This window comes from Paenibacillus sp. FSL H8-0034 (assembly GCF_038000305.1).
In the GTDB taxonomy this organism is placed as follows: domain Bacteria; phylum Bacillota; class Bacilli; order Paenibacillales; family NBRC-103111; genus Paenibacillus_S.
The window spans coordinates 3,917,005-3,932,494 of the sequence record NZ_JBBOBS010000001.1; the positions used below are offsets into that span (position 1 = coordinate 3,917,005).

The following is a 15,490-nucleotide window of genomic DNA, read 5'->3' on the forward strand; positions in this document are numbered from 1 at the left end:
TTATGGTTAATGAATGGGGGATCCTATGGAGCAAATAGCGTTCAATCAGCTTGAATTTGTACGCCGTCTTACAATCAATGCTGTCGAGGGAATATCAGAAAAAGCTCTGGATTTTATTCCAGAAGGGTTTAATAACAATGTGAGATGGAATCTGGGACATATTTATTTGGTTCAAGAGAAATTTGCCTTTCATTACGCTGGCGAGTCTGTGCAATTGCCTGACAATTATGGTCGATTATTTGCAAAAGGTACCAAACCAGCCGATTGGAATGAGGAGCCTCCCAAACTAGACATACTACTTGAAATCCTTGCAGAGCAACCGAAACGGATTCAGGCGACCTTGTCCAATCGCTTTGGCGAGCAAGTGAAAGAACCATTAACAACAGGCAGTGGTTTAACTTTAAGTACAATAGGTGAATTATTAAACTATACACTTTATCACGAGGGCATGCACTTTAATGCGATACGTACACTAATACGATTCACAGATAAAAGCTTGTAAATACAGATCGATAACGACTAATACGCGTCCATTAAACAAAACAGCTAATGCCTACAACCTAAGACCCTGCTTCAGGGTCTATTTGCATTGTTCAAGAAGTAAATACCAAGCTGGTAGGATTTACCGTTTAGTTTTAATGGATATGGGTAAATACATAAGGAACTTATTATATAGAGAAATTTTGGGAGGGAACTATTTTGAGAAAATGGACATCGATGTTATTAACCGTTCCGTTGCTGCTGAGCATCACTGCATGCGGGCAAAAAGGTGAAAGTGCACCTACGGGGGCCAGTCAGCCAGCGGCTGGCATGAATCAACCAACAGCAACAAGTAAGGTTGAAGCAACAAAAGGGGTGCCAACAGCCGAAGAACTGATCAAAAAAACATCGGAGGCCAGTCAAAAACTGAAAAGCTATTCCATGGATACGAAGATGGATCAGAATATTTCCGTCACTGTGGACGGCAAGAAGCAAGATCAGAAAGTGAATATGAATATGAAAACAGATGTGATTCAAGAGCCGATTGCCATGTACCAGGAAATCAAAATGACGATGCCCGGCAATGATCAAACTCAAGAGATTAAACAATATATTACGCAAGAGGGAATATACATGCAGTCGCAGGGAACCTGGACTAAATTGCCTGACAACACCAAGGATCAATTAATGGCAACGATTAAAAATCAGGCAAGTCCGGATAAGCAGCTGGAGCAATTCAACTCGATAACCAAGGATACCAAGGTTACAGAGGATGGAGGCAATTATGTGATGAGCGCGACGATATCCGGCGACAGCGTTAAAGAACTGGCTAAGAAGCTGATGAACAACTCAGGCAGTAATAATCCGCAAATGAATGCGATGATGGATCAGATGAACATTAAGAGTATGAAGATGACGTATGCCATCAAAAAAGATGAGTATATCCCAATGAGTATGAATGTCGAAATGACCATGGATATGGACCAACAAGGGCAAAAAATTTCCATGGATATGAAAATGAACAATACCTTTTCCAATCATAACCAAGTAGCTGAGATTAAAGTGCCTGCAGAAGCTTTGAAAGGTGCTGCCAGTTAAACATTACATGAAATGGAGATAGTTCAGTCTCCTGTATATGCCTTACGAATTTCCAAAAAGCGACAATGCGATAACTCATGCATTGTCGCTTTTCCATGTATCAGGTCCCGCTGACAAATCAGGCTTGAATCGTGTGATACTTACGATGGCCTTACCTGGGCGGTAGACTTCCGCAGTACCAATTGAGTCGGCAGCGTCAATTGCTTACGCTCCAGCAGCGGATTTTCAATGACAGACATGAGCAGCTGGGCAGCGGCAGCACCGATTTCTTTATCCTGCTGGATGACGCAGCTGGGCGGGATACGAGAGAGCGTAGAATGCTCGTAATCGTCGAAAAATATGACGGAGAGCTGTTCAGGTACCCTGATCCCAAGCTCCTCTGCTGCTTCGAGTACTGCAATTCCACTGCTGTTCGTCGCCGCGAACACGGCGGTCACATCGGGATTCCGTTCCAAAAAAGACCGAACGAGAGATTTATGTTCAACCAAGGTGTCGCCTTGTTCAGTCTTCGGTGGATGTTCGCTAAACAACTCGATCAGACAGCGGTGATGGTCAATCGGAATGTGATGCTGGGTCAGCGCTTTTTCAAAACCTGTCAAACGGTCTTCCAGGCTCGTAGTTGACCGATTGTGCAGGGCGACGAACGCGAGGTTGGAATGACCGAGCTCAATAAGATGGGAAGTCGCGTCATATGCACCGCCTACATTGTCCGAACAGACGCAATTCGTGTCGACCCCTCGCAAGTAACGGTCTATGACGACAACCGGAAATTTATTCAGGGTCAGTCGCAAAATATCTTCGCTATAGGATTCACCGTCAACCGGTATAATCATGAAGCCTCTGGCTCCCATCCTGGAGTACTCCTGCAGTAATTGACGCTCTTTCTCCTGATCATTCCGTGTTGAACGGAACACGATGGGATATCCATGCTCGGACAACAGCTCTTCCGCTCCAGCCAAAATATTTGCAGACAAGGAGCTTTGAATACTGGGGGTCAAAAAGACAATGGGCCTGAATGCACCTACTGCTCCCGCCGCACTAACCGCCCGTTCCTGAGGTATCGAGATGTTATCCTGATCAGCTACAGACTGCGAAATGAAAGAGCCTTTACCTTGAATGCGGTAAATCAACCCTTCCTTAACCAAATCGGACAGTGCGTTTTTGACGGTGAATCGGCTAACTCCGAACTGCTTGGCCAGCTCTGCTTCCGTGGGCAACCGATCATTCGCCTGCCATTTATGTTGATGAATATGTTCAAGGATGTAGTCTCTGATTTGCGAGTACAGCGGAGCGCGTTTCGCTTCACGTATCATAATGTAGGGCCTCCTCTGTCCAAATATACATACACATCCTATCAAAAATAATACCAATATACAAATTTATTTTGTTGCATTTTTGTAGTGAATAGCGGTTGTATCCAACATTTGAGATGGAAAAATAAATCTTTACAAGTATATTTGTTAGATTTATATTTAGGTTGTAAGATATGTATATTTGTATGTTAGATATGTTTAAAATCAAAATAGTGGAGGGGATTATATGAAAACGATCGACGCCCGGCTCAGGAAACTTCTTGGAGACGCGCCTAAAACCTATTGGGAAGAAAAAATAAGCTCACAGCCAGGTTATTGGGGAGAGCGGATACTGTCGCAGCTGGTTTTTGCTCATGAAGTTTCTAAAGTGGAGGGCTATAGGTACAATGAACCGATTGAAGCAGCTCTATCCTATGTAGAACAACAAATCGCCGAAGAAGGCGTCATTGGCAAGCATACTGCGCTGCACGCAGAGAGCATGCTGATCGAGCTTGCTGCTGTTGCGAAAAGCTACGATATCATCTGCGCTGCACACGCCCATATCGACATGAACTGGATGTGGCCATGGGATGAGACGGTCGCGGTTACGATCGATACGTTCCGGACGATGCTGAATTTGCTGAACGAGTATCCCGAGTTTACATTTTCCCAATCGCAGGCGTCGATATATCGAATCGTCGAGCAGTACGCACCGGATATGCTGGAGGAGATCAAAGAGCGTGTTAAGGAAGGTCGATGGGAGGTGACAGCGTCGCACTGGGTGGAAGCTGACAAAAATATGCCGAACGGTGAAAGCCTGGCCCGGCATTTGCTCTATACCAAACGATATTTGTCGCAGCTATTTGACTTGGACCCGGACAGTCTGAATCTCGATTTCGAGCCGGACACATTCGGGCACAGCGTCAACGTGCCGGAAATATTGGCGAACGGCGGCGTGAAGTTTTACTACCACTGCCGTGGTAATGACGGACACATTGTATATCGCTGGCAAGCGCCTTCCGGTAAGTCAGTTATCGTTTATCGTGAGCCGACGTGGTATAACGATAGCGTACAGCCCATTCTCGGATCGTATGTCCCGGAAATTTGCCGCCAAACCGGCTTGAAAACCTATTTGAACGTTTACGGTGTTGGTGATCACGGCGGCGGCCCGACGAGACGCGATTTGGAACGTATCATGGATATGAACGATTGGCCGATTTATCCTCAAATCCGCTTTGGCACCTTCAGTGAGTATTATAAGCTCATCGAACCGATTGCCGATAAGCTGCCTGTCGTGACTGGTGAAATCAACTTCGTCTTTACCGGCTGTTATACATCACAGACAAGGATCAAGACAGCAAACCGGATCGGTGAAGCGACGTTAAATGAAGCTGAAACGTTCAGCTCGGCGGCGGCGGTAGCAGCAGGGTCCGCATATCCGGGAGCGGCGTATGAGGAAGCTTGGAGAAATGTGCTGTTCAACCAGTTTCATGACATTCTTCCCGGCTCTGGTGTCATCGAAACCAGGGAGCATGCGCTCGGTCTGTTTCAAAATACGATGGCGATCGCGAGCACGAACCGCAAGCTTGCGCTTGAACGTATTGCCGCCACGATCAATACGTCACAATGGAGCGGACCTGAAGACAAGCTCACAGTGTCTGAAGGTGCAGGTGTCGGTTATGGGACCCGCGAGTTCAAAATTACGCAAGTCGAACGCGGCCGCGGTAATACGCGAATCGTCCATTTCTTCAATTCTGCTGTATACGATCGCGAAGAGACTGCTGAATTCGTACTTTGGGATTGGAATAGCCCAATTAAAACACTGATTGTCAGGGACAGCGAAGGCAGAGATACTGCACATCAAGTGATCGATGAAGGTTTTAACCCCTATTGGGGACATCATTACATGCGGCTGCTCGTATATGTCAAAGCTCCGGCATGCGGTTACAGCACATACACCATTTCGGAGGGTGAAGGCTCGGTGAATCCTTTTCTGCCAACTGATCCGAGGGTAGAACGAGAGAATAAGTATGTGCTTGAAAACGATGTACTGCAGGTCACCTTTCATCCCGTCGACGCAACGGTCATATCGATGATCCATAAAAAAACGGGTACACAAATGATAGATGCATCCCGTCCCGCTGGCTTGTTCCGTTTGATTCAGGAGGATACCGTCAAAGGGATGAGTGCTTGGTATATTGGTCGCTATATGAAGATCGAGAATGCGCATAGTAATGTGAAATTAAAAATGATCTCGGATGGCAGCATACGACAATCCTTGCAATACGAGCTCGAATGCGGCGCTTCCAAATTGAAAGTCATTGTATCGCTCGACCGGAATACCCCGCGTCTCGATTTTCAGGTAGAATGCGATTGGCACGAAATCGGCAAATCGGGCATCGGCATTCCACAGTTGAACTTCCATTGGCCGCTTGCCTACGAAAGCGTGACTTATAAATATGATGTGCCATTTGGTACGATTCTGCGCAAGCCGCTTGACATGGACGTTCCGGGAAATAGCTGGGCGCTCGGCGTGCGAGATGCGGGCAAACCATCTGTCATGCTTGTGACGAACAACAAATACGGGTTTCGCGGGACGGACAATGCATTGTCAGTTTCCTTAATCCGCAGCTCTTATGATCCGGACCCGTATCCGGAGCTCGGTAATCATCACCGAATCAGCATTGGGGTATGCGTTATGGAATCAGCCTGCGATCATGAACTGATCGAAATCGCATACCGTTTCAATCATCCGTTCAACGTATTGTCGGGAACATCACACACAGGTACTCGGCCGCTTGACGGAGGCTTTTTGAAGCTGACGGAAGGCAAGGTGGTTGTAGCCGCTGTGAAAATGCCGGAGCAGGATGCGGGTAAACGGTGGATCATCCGGGCTTACGAAACAGAGGGGCAGCGAACGACAGCAACGCTGCAGCTGTTCCAAGCCGTATCAGCAGCTTATTACGTAGATATGTACGAACGCAAGGTAACCAACGAGGGTACGATTCAGGCTAGCGGCAAGACTGTTACATTCGAAGTGCCAGCCTATTCGGTTGCATCGATTTGCCTGGAATTCGAATAATGTACGGGCATTAATCGATAGTGTTATTAATAGATCATCCTGATTCATTCGGGGTGATTTTTTCTATAGACGAATGTTATAAAATAACGTAATATAATGTTATAAAAAAACATTTATAGTTACAATCGAACTTTATATTTTCAAACTATGAGTTTAAGGGAGTGGATTTAATTGTCGCTACAACTAAAACCAAGATTAAATCGTATGTTCAGTGCGCAAGGAAAATGCTTTGATGTGGCTGTTGATCACGGTTTTTTTAACGAGTTTGGATTTTTGGCTGGAATTGAGAATATGAAGCAAGCGATCGCAACGATTGTGGAAGCAGGTCCCAATTGTATTCAACTTAGCATTGGGCAGGCCGGACATCTCCAATCGATCCCTGGCAGCCAGAAGCCTGGGCTCGTGCTTCGTACAGATGTGGCGAATATTTATGGAAGCGTGCTGCCGCGTTTCTTGTTTAGTGAGCTTATCGATAAGGCGATCGAGCAAGCCGTTCGAATGGATGCGGTGTCGGTGTGTGTAAATCTTTTGCTGCTTCCTAATCAGCCAGAGCTGCACTATCAATGCACTAAAAATGTTTCTTTATTAAAAACAGAATGTGAAAAATACGGTATGCCCCTGATGGTAGAGCCCTTGGTTATGGCGAGTCAAGCTCAGGGTGGTTATATGGTAGATGGTGATATTCACAAAATTATGCCGCTTGTACGCCAAGCTGTTGAATTAGGCGCGGATGTGATTAAAGCAGACCCTTGTGAACGTGTGGAAGAATATCACCGTGTCATTGAAGTTGCTTCCGGGATTCCAATACTTGTGCGTGGCGGAGGAAGAGCCAGCGATGAAGAAATTATGAACCGTACCGTAGAATTGATGAAGCAAGGCGCTTCAGGAATTGTATATGGCCGCAATGTCATTCAGCATCCGAATCCAGCAGGTATGACCAAAGCCCTGATGTCGATTGTCCACCACGGAGCCTCCGCAGAGCAGGCCCAGGCTTTATTAACTCAATAAGATTGAGAAGGAGATCATTGTAAAATGTCGAAAAAAATCATTCGCTTTGGGGTTATTGGCTGCGGTTTAATGGGGAAAGAATTTGCCAGCGCGGCAGCCCGTTGGTGTCATCTTACTAATGTTGATTTTGAACCAAGGATTGTGGCTGTATGCGATGCGAATTCTGTGGCGACGGAGTGGTTTCAGGATAACATTTCAAGTGTGGAAGCCGCATACACCGACTATAAGGAGCTTCTCGCCAATCCTGCTGTAGATGCCATTTATTGTGCGGTTCCCCATCAGCTTCATGCGACAATTTATATCGATATTATCGAGTCAGGCAAGCATCTGCTGGGAGAAAAGCCATTTGGTATGGATCAGCAAGCAAACCGACTTATTTCAGAAGCCATTATTAATCATCCTGAGGTCATTGTTCGCTGCTCCTCTGAATTTCCTTTTTACCCGGGAGCTCAACAAATTTTTCAGTGGGTCCAAGACAATAAATTCGGTAAAATTATTGAAGTCGAAGCGGGCTTCTGGCATTCCAGCGATCTCGACCCAACAAAAGTGATTAACTGGAAAAGGCGAATCGCCACCAATGGCGAATATGGATGTATGGGGGATTTAGGCATGCATGTCCTACACCTACCGATGCGTTATGGCTGGAAGCCAAAGTCTGTAAGAGCCTTATTGTCCAAAATCATACCGGAACGACCGGACGGTAAAGGAAACATGGTGCCCTGCGAGACGTGGGACAATGCCATCCTTGCTTGTGAGGTAGAGCTTGAAAACCAACAGTTTCCTATGATTCTCTCCACCAAGCGGATTGCCCCGGGTCATGCGAATACGTGGTTTATCCGGATAACAGGTACGGATTTCTCTGCAGAATTTACAACGAAAAATCCTAAGCAGGTAGCTTCCTTACCGTATACACCAGGTGGTGCTCAAGCATGGCATGTAGTAGATGCTCCCTATAAATCAGCGTATGGCACAATTACCGGAGGTATCTTTGAGTTCGGCTTCTCGGATTCAATTCTCCAAATGTGGGCAGCTTTTTGTGACGAGCTGGCGCATGGAAAGGATACACAGCAGCCGTTCTACTGTGCAACTCCAGAAGAGGCAGCGGGCAGCCATAAGATTTTTACAGCAGCATTGGAATCAAACCGGACAGGGCAAACGATATCGATTGACTGGAGGGATTAGCTTTGAGTGGCAACGAAGCGGAAGTGATCGTCGCAGGGCATATCTGTCTGGATATCATACCGACTATTTACGAGAAGCAGGCTGGAATGGGTGCTTTGCTAGTTCCAGGTAAACTGGTGGATATAGGTCCTGCCGTCATTTCAACCGGAGGTGCTGTCTCCAATACGGGAATTGCGCTTCACCGGCTGGGCAGCAAGGTTAAGTTAATGGGCAAAATCGGTAAAGATCAGTTCGGTGATGCTATTCTAAACCTACTGAGACAGCATAGTTCGACATTAGTCGATGGTATGATTGTATCACCTGACGAGCATAGCTCTTATTCTATCGTGATTAGCCCTCCACACATAGACCGGACCTTCCTGCACTCAACAGGAGCTAACGATACGTATTCAGCTTCAGACCTAACTTCTGAACAACTCCAGAGTACACGCTTGTTTCATTTTGGATACCCTCCTTTAATGCGCAGGATGTATGAAAATGATGGTGCTGAATTGGCCTTATTGCTCAAGAAGGTCAAGGATAGCGGGTTGACCGTTTCGCTTGATTTGGCTAAGCCTGATCCTGAGTCCGCTGCGGGTAAAGCCGATTGGCGTGCTATATTTACAAAAGCACTTCCTTATGTCGATGTGTTTCTGCCGAGCTTTGAGGAAATTCTTTATATGCTGCATCCTGATTATTATAGACAGTTTCAACAAGAATCTCTGTCTGGGGATCTTTTACCCTTTGCAAGTGGAGCCCTTTTATCTGAAATTTCGGAGCAATTGCTGGAAATGGGTGCTGCTATCGTAGTGCTGAAGCTTGGCGAGTATGGCTTGTATGTGCGAACAACGTCCAATGAAAGTCGGCTGTTGGCTATGGGACGCTGCTCACCCGCTCAAGAACATCTCGTCAATTGGACGAATTGCGAGTTGATAACTTCTTGCTATAAGGTGGATGTTGTGGGAACTACAGGTGCCGGCGATTGTACGATTGCAGGATTTTTACATGGCCTAGCAAGGGGTTTAACTTTAGATGATACCCTACATACCGCTGTCGGTGTCGGTGCGTGTAATGTTGAACAGGCAGATGCTACAAGTGGCATTCCGGATGGAACCGTTTTGTGGAGTCGAATCAGCAGTGGTTGGGGAAAGCGTGAAATGAAGCTTAATTTGCATAATTGGAGCAACAATGAGGATGGCCTTTGGGCTGGACCTCATCACAAATCTGTGGAGAAGGGCAGGGATCATCTATGAAACGAAGTGAATTAGGTAAAGCGCAGGAGCGTGCAGCAGCGATGTTGAAGTCTAGCGGTATTGCATTAACGAAAGAGGAGCAGGAGCATATTGAAGTGGCGGGCTTTGGACTTGGCGAGCTTGACATTCAAGGCTTGGAGCTCATTACTTATGTGAATAATGACCGCTACTGCGCTAAAGAATTAGTACTGTTCCCACGCCAGACGTGCCCGGAGCATATACACCCGCCAGTTGGCGATGATCCTGGCAAAATGGAAACCTTTCGCTGCCGCTCAGGAAAAGTATTCCTGTATGTTGAGGGCGAAGCTGCGGCAAGCATCCAGTCGACGATTCCGCCAGGAAGCGAGCCTTATTACACCGTGTTTCATGAGATCGAATTACTTCCCGGTGAACAATATACGATAGCTCCTGGTACTAAGCATTGGTTTCAAGCGGGAGAATCGGGTGCGATTGTCTCCGAATTTTCCAGCACAAGCCGTGACGAGTATGATATCTTTACAGACCCCCGTATCGAACGGATACCAATCGTTACGGAAGATGAATAAAAGGATACCAGCCGATGAATTTATATGGAAAATTGAACAAATTGCCGGCATTAAGAGGTTCATCGGCGCAGAGGGTAATGAAACCGGTGTTGAGCAGATTCAGGTCAGTGAAATATAGCTTAAGGTTGCTCCTGCCCTAAGTTACGTGGATAATAGAGGGATTGAAGAAAAGTAACGGGGGTTCACCATGATGCATAATCCAATCATCAACCAACGTCAGCAGCAAATTTTGGATCGAATGGCTCTGGACGGCGAAGTTAAAATTGCTGAGTTGAAGGATACGTTTGACGTTACCGAAATGACGCTGCGCAGAGATCTGGAAAAGCTTGAGCTCATGGGACTGCTTAGGCGTACATTCGGAGGCGCCATTCTCGTCGGCAAGGATATTGCACTGCAGGATCGAACGGGTATCATGATGGATGAAAAAATGAGCATTGGACAGCTAGCTGCTCAGCTTGTTAAGTCTGGTGATTCGATATTTTTGGATGGCGGCTCAACAACACTGCAAGTTGCCAAATTTTTGAAATCCGATATGAACATTACGGTCGTCACGAATGCGCTTAATATTGCCGCCGAGCTTCAGGCCAAGCAAATTTCTACAATCGTAGTTGGAGGCATGCTTCTGGATAAAACATCGACTTTGGTCGGTCCTATTGCAGCAGGCTCCATTGCCCAAATGGCATTTGACCGTGTCTTCATCGGTACCACTGGAGTATCAATCAAGCATGGCTTTAGCAACTCCAATATGCATGAAGCCGAAATTAAACGGCTTGTCATTGAGCAAGCCTCAGAAGTGAATATTGTCATGGATCATACGAAGTATGGGTTGAGGGATTTGTTCTCGTTCGCAGCTCTTGAAGCTGTAGATCGAATTATCTCCGATCGACTTCCCGATCTGGAATTGGATGGTATGCTTAAGGAAGCTTCTGTACAAATTACAGTCAAGAACTGATTGCCCAATAGAAGAAATCGCCAATCTCTGGAACCACTCAGGCTTGGCGTTTCTTTTTAAATACATACTTTACATGGAGTGTATGCATTCTATTTACACGTAGGCTCTTCCCCTGGTTAGGATACACGGAACTCCTTTGCCAATCGCACCAGGCTGGGACATCTCCTCCAGGTAACGGCGACCACGTTCACATTTTTTACATCGGCTGCAGACATCGGAGGTAACTACCTTCATATTAAATTTATATTTATCTATCGAAGAGGGGGGCGTGTTTTTCTTTGTTGCTTTTTTACTCATTATACTCACCTCAAATGTTGGTTTGAGGTATAGTATGCTGCTCGTCGGTGATTGGACACATATCCAATACTGACTTTAATTCATACATCTTGATTTTTGTTTCGTCTGCCGCGTTGTCGAATTAATGCAACGATGAAGATCAGAAGGAGCGGAAAAATATAAGCGATATTATTAAGCAGCGGCCATGTCGTATTCACGATTTCTTCAAGCGCCGACTCTTTGGTATAGGTAGTGAGCGATAGCAGAAGGCATATAAAAGCGACGGGAAAGACCAGGAAGCGTTCATTTTTTAATCTGAGCCATTGCGAAAGAACCCGCATAAGAATAAGCAGAAGGATGGATGCTTTGAAATAAAAGCCGATAATTAGCGAGAATCCGATGACCGACTCGATTCTTTCGATGATCTCCTGAACAAAGATCAACCGTGCAAGCTGGTATAACGAATATTTGAGGTCACCTGACAGAGGCCCCAATACCATAATGCTGCAAATGATCGAGGTTAGCAACGTCATGGCATTGACAATGAGCGCAAGAAACAAGTGCTTCCCGACCTTAGATGTATCCTCTAGCTGCACGTAAGGCAATATGATGGAAAAGACCACAAGTTCGGCATAAGGAAATCCATAAACGATATATGCGGCTTTAAGGATGGGTCCGATCCCGTCGGGCATGACAGGAAGAAGGTATTCCGGATGATATAAGGTCCCAACCAGCACCCAGATGATGATGATAAATCCAAACATCAGTGCCAATAAGAGAGCAGCCATTCGGGCCATAACCTCAATGCCGGCAAGCGCCGTCAAAGCTATCGTCACGAATAGCAGAGAGTTTACGGCATAGGTAGGCGTCTCTTTCAACATCGTGCTTTTAAAGAAGGTTCCAATCTCAATGACAATGCCAGCTACATTCCAGAACATCACGCAAGTGAATGGAATAAGCAGCACCGTGGTCAATACGTTCCCCAGTGTATAGCGACTGTATTCAATAAGTGATTTATCCGGAAATTGCCGATACAAATAAAGAACGCCTGCTAAAAGAATCATTCCCATTGCCATGGCTATGAGTAGAGAAATCCATGCTCCATTGCCGGCAGCGTTCGTCAGGGGCGCAGGGATGACCACGATGGAAGAGCCTGTCATAAAGAAGAGGAATAGCATGGACATCTGGACAGAGCTAACACGTTCTTGCTTATTCATAGGTTCCTCCCGATTCCAGGTTGGTTCATTATGAAGACTTTGCAGGATTGAGCCAGTCGACGATTTGCTTGGCCGGTCCTGTGAATAGATTGAAGATGGTGTCCAGATTAGGCCACGACTTGGCGGTAACAAATAGAAAACCGAGATAAAGAAGAGGCACCAGCATCGCCCCATAGACAAGCCGATCACGGGGACAGGCTCCTCTGAACTTTGGTATGTCGCAGGCAAGCATAGCGGCAGCCAGTAACAAGAAGCAGACTAATTTACCAATCATGGCTACTTCTCCTTTGTTCCAAACGGGGTTCCTACATTCATGCCAGTACTTAGTACTTGGACATCCACATTGATCTGGAATTGACTATGGGCAAGTCGTTTATTCCATGTCGGCTCAAGGTGCTTCCAGAGCTTGGGGTTTTTCCTGTAAATTTGATTTCCGATTCCGATGGCGTCCAGCTCCTGTCGCTTGAAAATCGAGATCGTATGCTGAAGTTGTTTTTTGACCATGTCACTGATTGTATGCTCATAGCGTTCTACGTCTTCTTTCGTTTTTAATAAGGAGCATCGCAGCTCTCCAACCGTTCCTTCGATTCGAATACTTACCCCGATCGATACTACATCATCTTCTACTTTAGGGGTTACCTTGCTGTTGAAAGAGAGAACTTCAAACGATTCTTTGTTCTGTACTTGATCTTTGGTGCTGTTGATACAAGGGAATTCCAGTATTCCGCTAATGTATTGATCTGTCAGCATCATAAACGCTTCTGTATCCGTTTCATCTAAGATATCAACCAGCTTGCCTTCTTTGATAAAGGCGACTCCAGATACCTCCGCTTTATTTTGCACGTTGTTTTTATGAAGGTATGGGATGGCAGAGGTTTTGGAGGGACTTTTCATTTGAATCGCCAACTCATACAACGGGATGCTGGAGGTTTTTCCGGAATATAGGGAACCGCTGGTTTCCATCTTTTTGAACTGTTGGCCAATGGTCTGCTCAATAAAGGGTTGAATTTCCAGAAATCTTCCTGCTGATCCTTCTGCAATTAAGGGGAGGACCGTGCCGCGCGGCTCTTGGTCTCTAGAGAAAAAATCAAGCACTTCCCGTATGTTTTGGGTTTTGGCCAACTGTTCCCCGATCAGTATAACGCGCATATGATCCCACTTGGGCTTGCGTCCGAACTTCTTCGTAATATCCCGAATGGCTTCAAAGATCGTTTCACCACTCGTTTGGAAGTTGATGCCCTTCTGTGCAGAATTCTGACTCTCGCCCATTACCATTTTGCTAGAGGGATTATAGAAAAGGGTCGTTAACTGGATGAGATCGTCCTTGGTCCGATCAATGGCCACCGCTTGGACATATCCGTATTCATCCAATTCATTATTATCCCAGCATCCAGCAGTCAATCCAAGGATAACTAAGGAAACGAGAATGGAATAAAACGGCTTCACGGCACCTTCTTCCCTTCTGAGGTCTTTTTGTGCAAGTGTCGATTACGCGGCGAATGAAGCAGCACCCTTCGTGGCAAAACGATGATGGCATCCCGCAGTCTTTTGATATCCAACGGAGCTATTGATATTAGGTAAGGCTGTCCCAAAGAAGTCAACGTAGCCAAATGGAGATAAATCAGGATGAAGCCGACCATGATCCCGAGTCCTCCGAACGTTGCGGCCATAATCATTAACGGAAACCGCAATATTCGAATCGCGATCGCCATATTGTATTGAGGGAGTGCAAAGGAAGCAATGCCCGTTAAAGCAACGACAATTACCATTACCGGGGAAGTGATCTGCGATTGTATAGCTGCTTGTCCGATGACCAGCGCTCCAACGATACTTACGGCAGAGCCGATCGGTCGAGGCAAGCGGATACCCGCTTCCCGCAGCAGTTCAAAGAAAAACTCCATAATGAGCGCCTCGATTACAGCCGGAAACGGAATTCCCTCCCGCGTGTTTAATATCGCAAGAAGCAGAACAGTCGGAATGAGCTCGGAATGGAAGGTAGACAAAGCAATGTAGGTACTCGGAAGCATCAGCGCAATTATAAAAGCCGCAACCCGAATTAACCGTATTAATGAAGAAAAAATCGTTCGATAATAGTAATCTTCGCTTGTCATGAAGAACTCTATGAAATTACCCGGACAGATTAATATGGAGGGACTCCCATTCACGATAGTGATAATCTTGCCATCCAGAAGAGCGGTAATGGCAGTATCCGGACGTTCCGTATATCGAACCTGGGGAAAAGGCGAATAGCGAGAATCTCCGATCCACTCTTCGAGATAGGAAACTTCAAGAATTTCTTCCTTATCGATTTTGGCCATACGATGCTTGAAATCGCTTAACGTATCAGGGTTCACAGTTCCCTCCAAATAACCGTACGATACCGTTCTTTGGCTCTGCTCTCCTGCTGTAAAAAACTCGAATTTAAGTTTTGGCGATTTAAGCAAGCTGCGAATAACGCCGATATTGCGATCAAGACTCTCAATGAAGCTCACATGGGGCCCTTGTACCGTAGGCTCTGTGATCGGTTCTGAAGCCTGACGCTGTTCCACATCGAGGGCAGCATAACCAATTGCTTTATTCCATCCATTAAAAAAGATAACGACTTCTCCATCCAAAATGCTTTTTACAGCATGATCGATATCTTCCATCATTTCAGCTGAGGGTGAGGCGACTCCATCATTTTCAAAAAAATCAATCAAATTGTCGACCGTGACCGTCGTAGCGGGACCGATCTCGTGGGCAACGAGATTTTGCAATGTCTGTTTGAGGTAATTCTTATGATCAGGCTTGATAAGCGTTTCGAAATAAACAGAAAATGCTGTTTGCTCCAGATTCGGACCATAGCCCCAGGGGAAAATCTTCAAATCCTTGCAATTGGCAAAATAATCCTCGATGCGTCTCATATTGTCTTCTAATCGCGAAGAAATGGCGTTCGAATTCAAGCTATCTGATGGAATAGCAGGATCGATCTGTTGAGCGGACGGATGACTGGGCTGTTGGTTGTTATCGTTTGGATTTTTCCGCATGCTGCACTCCTTGCAGAGAAGAGACATAAAGTATTTACATTATTTCCATATATATGGGAGTGTATGCAATAAATCCTTTAACTACAATCTACTTGTTATT

At 45.9% G+C, this 15,490-nt stretch carries 15 protein-coding genes; 9 read left to right on the top strand and 6 right to left on the bottom strand.

Annotated features, from left to right (window positions below):
- The first annotated feature begins 25 nt into the window (after nt 1-25).
- Together NST47_RS17860 and NST47_RS17865 are read left to right on the top strand one after the other, a co-directional pair.
- Entirely contained in the window at nt 26-502 is a 477-nt protein-coding gene (locus tag NST47_RS17860) for a DinB family protein (protein WP_341156299.1), read from the top strand.
- A 197-nt stretch (nt 503-699) separates the two neighbouring features.
- The gene (locus tag NST47_RS17865) at nt 700-1,578 is read left to right on the top strand and encodes a DUF6612 family protein (RefSeq protein WP_341156300.1); all 879 of its coding nucleotides are present in this window, start codon (nt 700-702) and stop codon (nt 1,576-1,578) included.
- A 140-nt stretch (nt 1,579-1,718) separates the two neighbouring features.
- On the opposite strand, the gene NST47_RS17870 is transcribed toward NST47_RS17865, so the two are convergent.
- Nucleotides 1,719-2,891 (bottom strand): GntR family transcriptional regulator, encoded by a 1,173-nt coding sequence (locus NST47_RS17870; protein ID WP_341156301.1) that lies wholly within the window; start codon nt 2,889-2,891, stop codon nt 1,719-1,721.
- Nucleotides 2,892-3,117: 226 nt separating this feature from the next.
- On the opposite strand from NST47_RS17870, the gene NST47_RS17875 reads away from it, so the two are divergent.
- The 7 genes from NST47_RS17875 (at nt 3,118) to NST47_RS17905 (ending at nt 10,871) form a co-directional block, all read left to right on the top strand.
- Nucleotides 3,118-5,952, top strand: a complete 2,835-nt coding sequence (locus tag NST47_RS17875) for a glycoside hydrolase family 38 N-terminal domain-containing protein (protein WP_341156302.1) — start codon at nt 3,118-3,120, stop codon at nt 5,950-5,952.
- Nucleotides 5,953-6,123: 171 nt separating this feature from the next.
- Nucleotides 6,124-6,960 (top strand): class I fructose-bisphosphate aldolase, encoded by an 837-nt coding sequence (locus NST47_RS17880; RefSeq protein WP_341156303.1) that lies wholly within the window; start codon nt 6,124-6,126, stop codon nt 6,958-6,960.
- 24 nt (nt 6,961-6,984) lie between these two features.
- Nucleotides 6,985-8,142 carry a Gfo/Idh/MocA family protein gene (locus NST47_RS17885; protein ID WP_341156304.1) on the top strand — a complete coding sequence of 386 codons (1,158 nt, stop codon included), beginning with the start codon at nt 6,985-6,987 and terminating at the stop codon, nt 8,140-8,142.
- A 2-nt stretch (nt 8,143-8,144) separates the two neighbouring features.
- Complete coding sequence (locus NST47_RS17890; RefSeq protein ID WP_341156305.1) at nt 8,145-9,374, top strand: carbohydrate kinase family protein; 1,230 nt, start codon at nt 8,145-8,147, stop codon at nt 9,372-9,374.
- On the top strand, nt 9,371-9,919 hold the full coding sequence (locus NST47_RS17895; protein WP_341156306.1) for a D-lyxose/D-mannose family sugar isomerase: 549 nt from the start codon (nt 9,371-9,373) through the stop codon (nt 9,917-9,919). The genes NST47_RS17890 and NST47_RS17895 overlap by 4 nt, the downstream gene beginning before the upstream one ends.
- Entirely contained in the window at nt 9,912-10,037 is a 126-nt protein-coding gene (locus NST47_RS17900) for a hypothetical protein (protein WP_341156307.1), read from the top strand. Before NST47_RS17895 ends, NST47_RS17900 begins: the two co-directional genes overlap by 8 nt.
- A gap of 69 nt (nt 10,038-10,106) precedes the next feature.
- A complete protein-coding gene (locus NST47_RS17905) occupies nt 10,107-10,871 on the top strand; it encodes a DeoR/GlpR family DNA-binding transcription regulator (protein WP_341156308.1) in 765 nt (254 codons plus the stop codon).
- Nucleotides 10,872-10,964: 93 nt separating this feature from the next.
- Here NST47_RS17905 and NST47_RS17910 read toward each other — a convergent pair whose 3' ends face one another.
- The 5 genes from NST47_RS17910 to NST47_RS17930 all read right to left on the bottom strand — a co-directional run bounded on the left by NST47_RS17910 (nt 10,965) and on the right by NST47_RS17930 (nt 15,390).
- On the bottom strand, nt 10,965-11,168 hold the full coding sequence (locus NST47_RS17910) for a hypothetical protein (RefSeq protein ID WP_076234228.1): 204 nt from the start codon (nt 11,166-11,168) through the stop codon (nt 10,965-10,967).
- An 80-nt stretch (nt 11,169-11,248) separates the two neighbouring features.
- Nucleotides 11,249-12,364, bottom strand: coding sequence for a GerAB/ArcD/ProY family transporter (locus tag NST47_RS17915; protein ID WP_341156309.1), 1,116 nt, complete (start codon nt 12,362-12,364; stop codon nt 11,249-11,251).
- A 28-nt stretch (nt 12,365-12,392) separates the two neighbouring features.
- Complete coding sequence (locus tag NST47_RS17920) at nt 12,393-12,638, bottom strand: hypothetical protein (protein WP_341156310.1); 246 nt, start codon at nt 12,636-12,638, stop codon at nt 12,393-12,395.
- Nucleotides 12,639-12,640: 2 nt separating this feature from the next.
- A complete protein-coding gene (locus NST47_RS17925) occupies nt 12,641-13,810 on the bottom strand; it encodes a Ger(x)C family spore germination protein (RefSeq protein ID WP_341156311.1) in 1,170 nt (389 codons plus the stop codon).
- Nucleotides 13,807-15,390, bottom strand: a complete 1,584-nt coding sequence (locus NST47_RS17930) for a spore germination protein (RefSeq protein ID WP_341156312.1) — start codon at nt 15,388-15,390, stop codon at nt 13,807-13,809. Before NST47_RS17930 ends, NST47_RS17925 begins: the two co-directional genes overlap by 4 nt.
- Between the last annotated feature and the right edge of the window lie 100 nt (nt 15,391-15,490).

Bases quoted from the DNA above. Each gene is read 5' to 3' on its own strand.
- NST47_RS17875 (WP_341156302.1), top strand. From the start codon at position 3,118: ATGAAAACGATCGACGCCCGGCTCAGGAAACTTCTTGGAGACGCGCCT.
- NST47_RS17870 (WP_341156301.1), bottom strand. From the start codon at position 2,891: ATGATACGTGAAGCGAAACGCGCTCCGCTGTACTCGCAAATCAGAGAC.
- NST47_RS17900 (WP_341156307.1), top strand. From the start codon at position 9,912: ATGAATAAAAGGATACCAGCCGATGAATTTATATGGAAAATTGAACAA.
- NST47_RS17905 (WP_341156308.1), top strand. From the start codon at position 10,107: ATGATGCATAATCCAATCATCAACCAACGTCAGCAGCAAATTTTGGAT.
- NST47_RS17860 (WP_341156299.1), top strand. From the start codon at position 26: ATGGAGCAAATAGCGTTCAATCAGCTTGAATTTGTACGCCGTCTTACA.
- NST47_RS17915 (WP_341156309.1), bottom strand. From the start codon at position 12,364: ATGAATAAGCAAGAACGTGTTAGCTCTGTCCAGATGTCCATGCTATTC.
- NST47_RS17895 (WP_341156306.1), top strand. From the start codon at position 9,371: ATGAAACGAAGTGAATTAGGTAAAGCGCAGGAGCGTGCAGCAGCGATG.
- NST47_RS17885 (WP_341156304.1), top strand. From the start codon at position 6,985: ATGTCGAAAAAAATCATTCGCTTTGGGGTTATTGGCTGCGGTTTAATG.
- NST47_RS17910 (WP_076234228.1), bottom strand. From the start codon at position 11,168: ATGAGTAAAAAAGCAACAAAGAAAAACACGCCCCCCTCTTCGATAGAT.
- NST47_RS17920 (WP_341156310.1), bottom strand. From the start codon at position 12,638: ATGATTGGTAAATTAGTCTGCTTCTTGTTACTGGCTGCCGCTATGCTT.
- NST47_RS17930 (WP_341156312.1), bottom strand. From the start codon at position 15,390: ATGCGGAAAAATCCAAACGATAACAACCAACAGCCCAGTCATCCGTCC.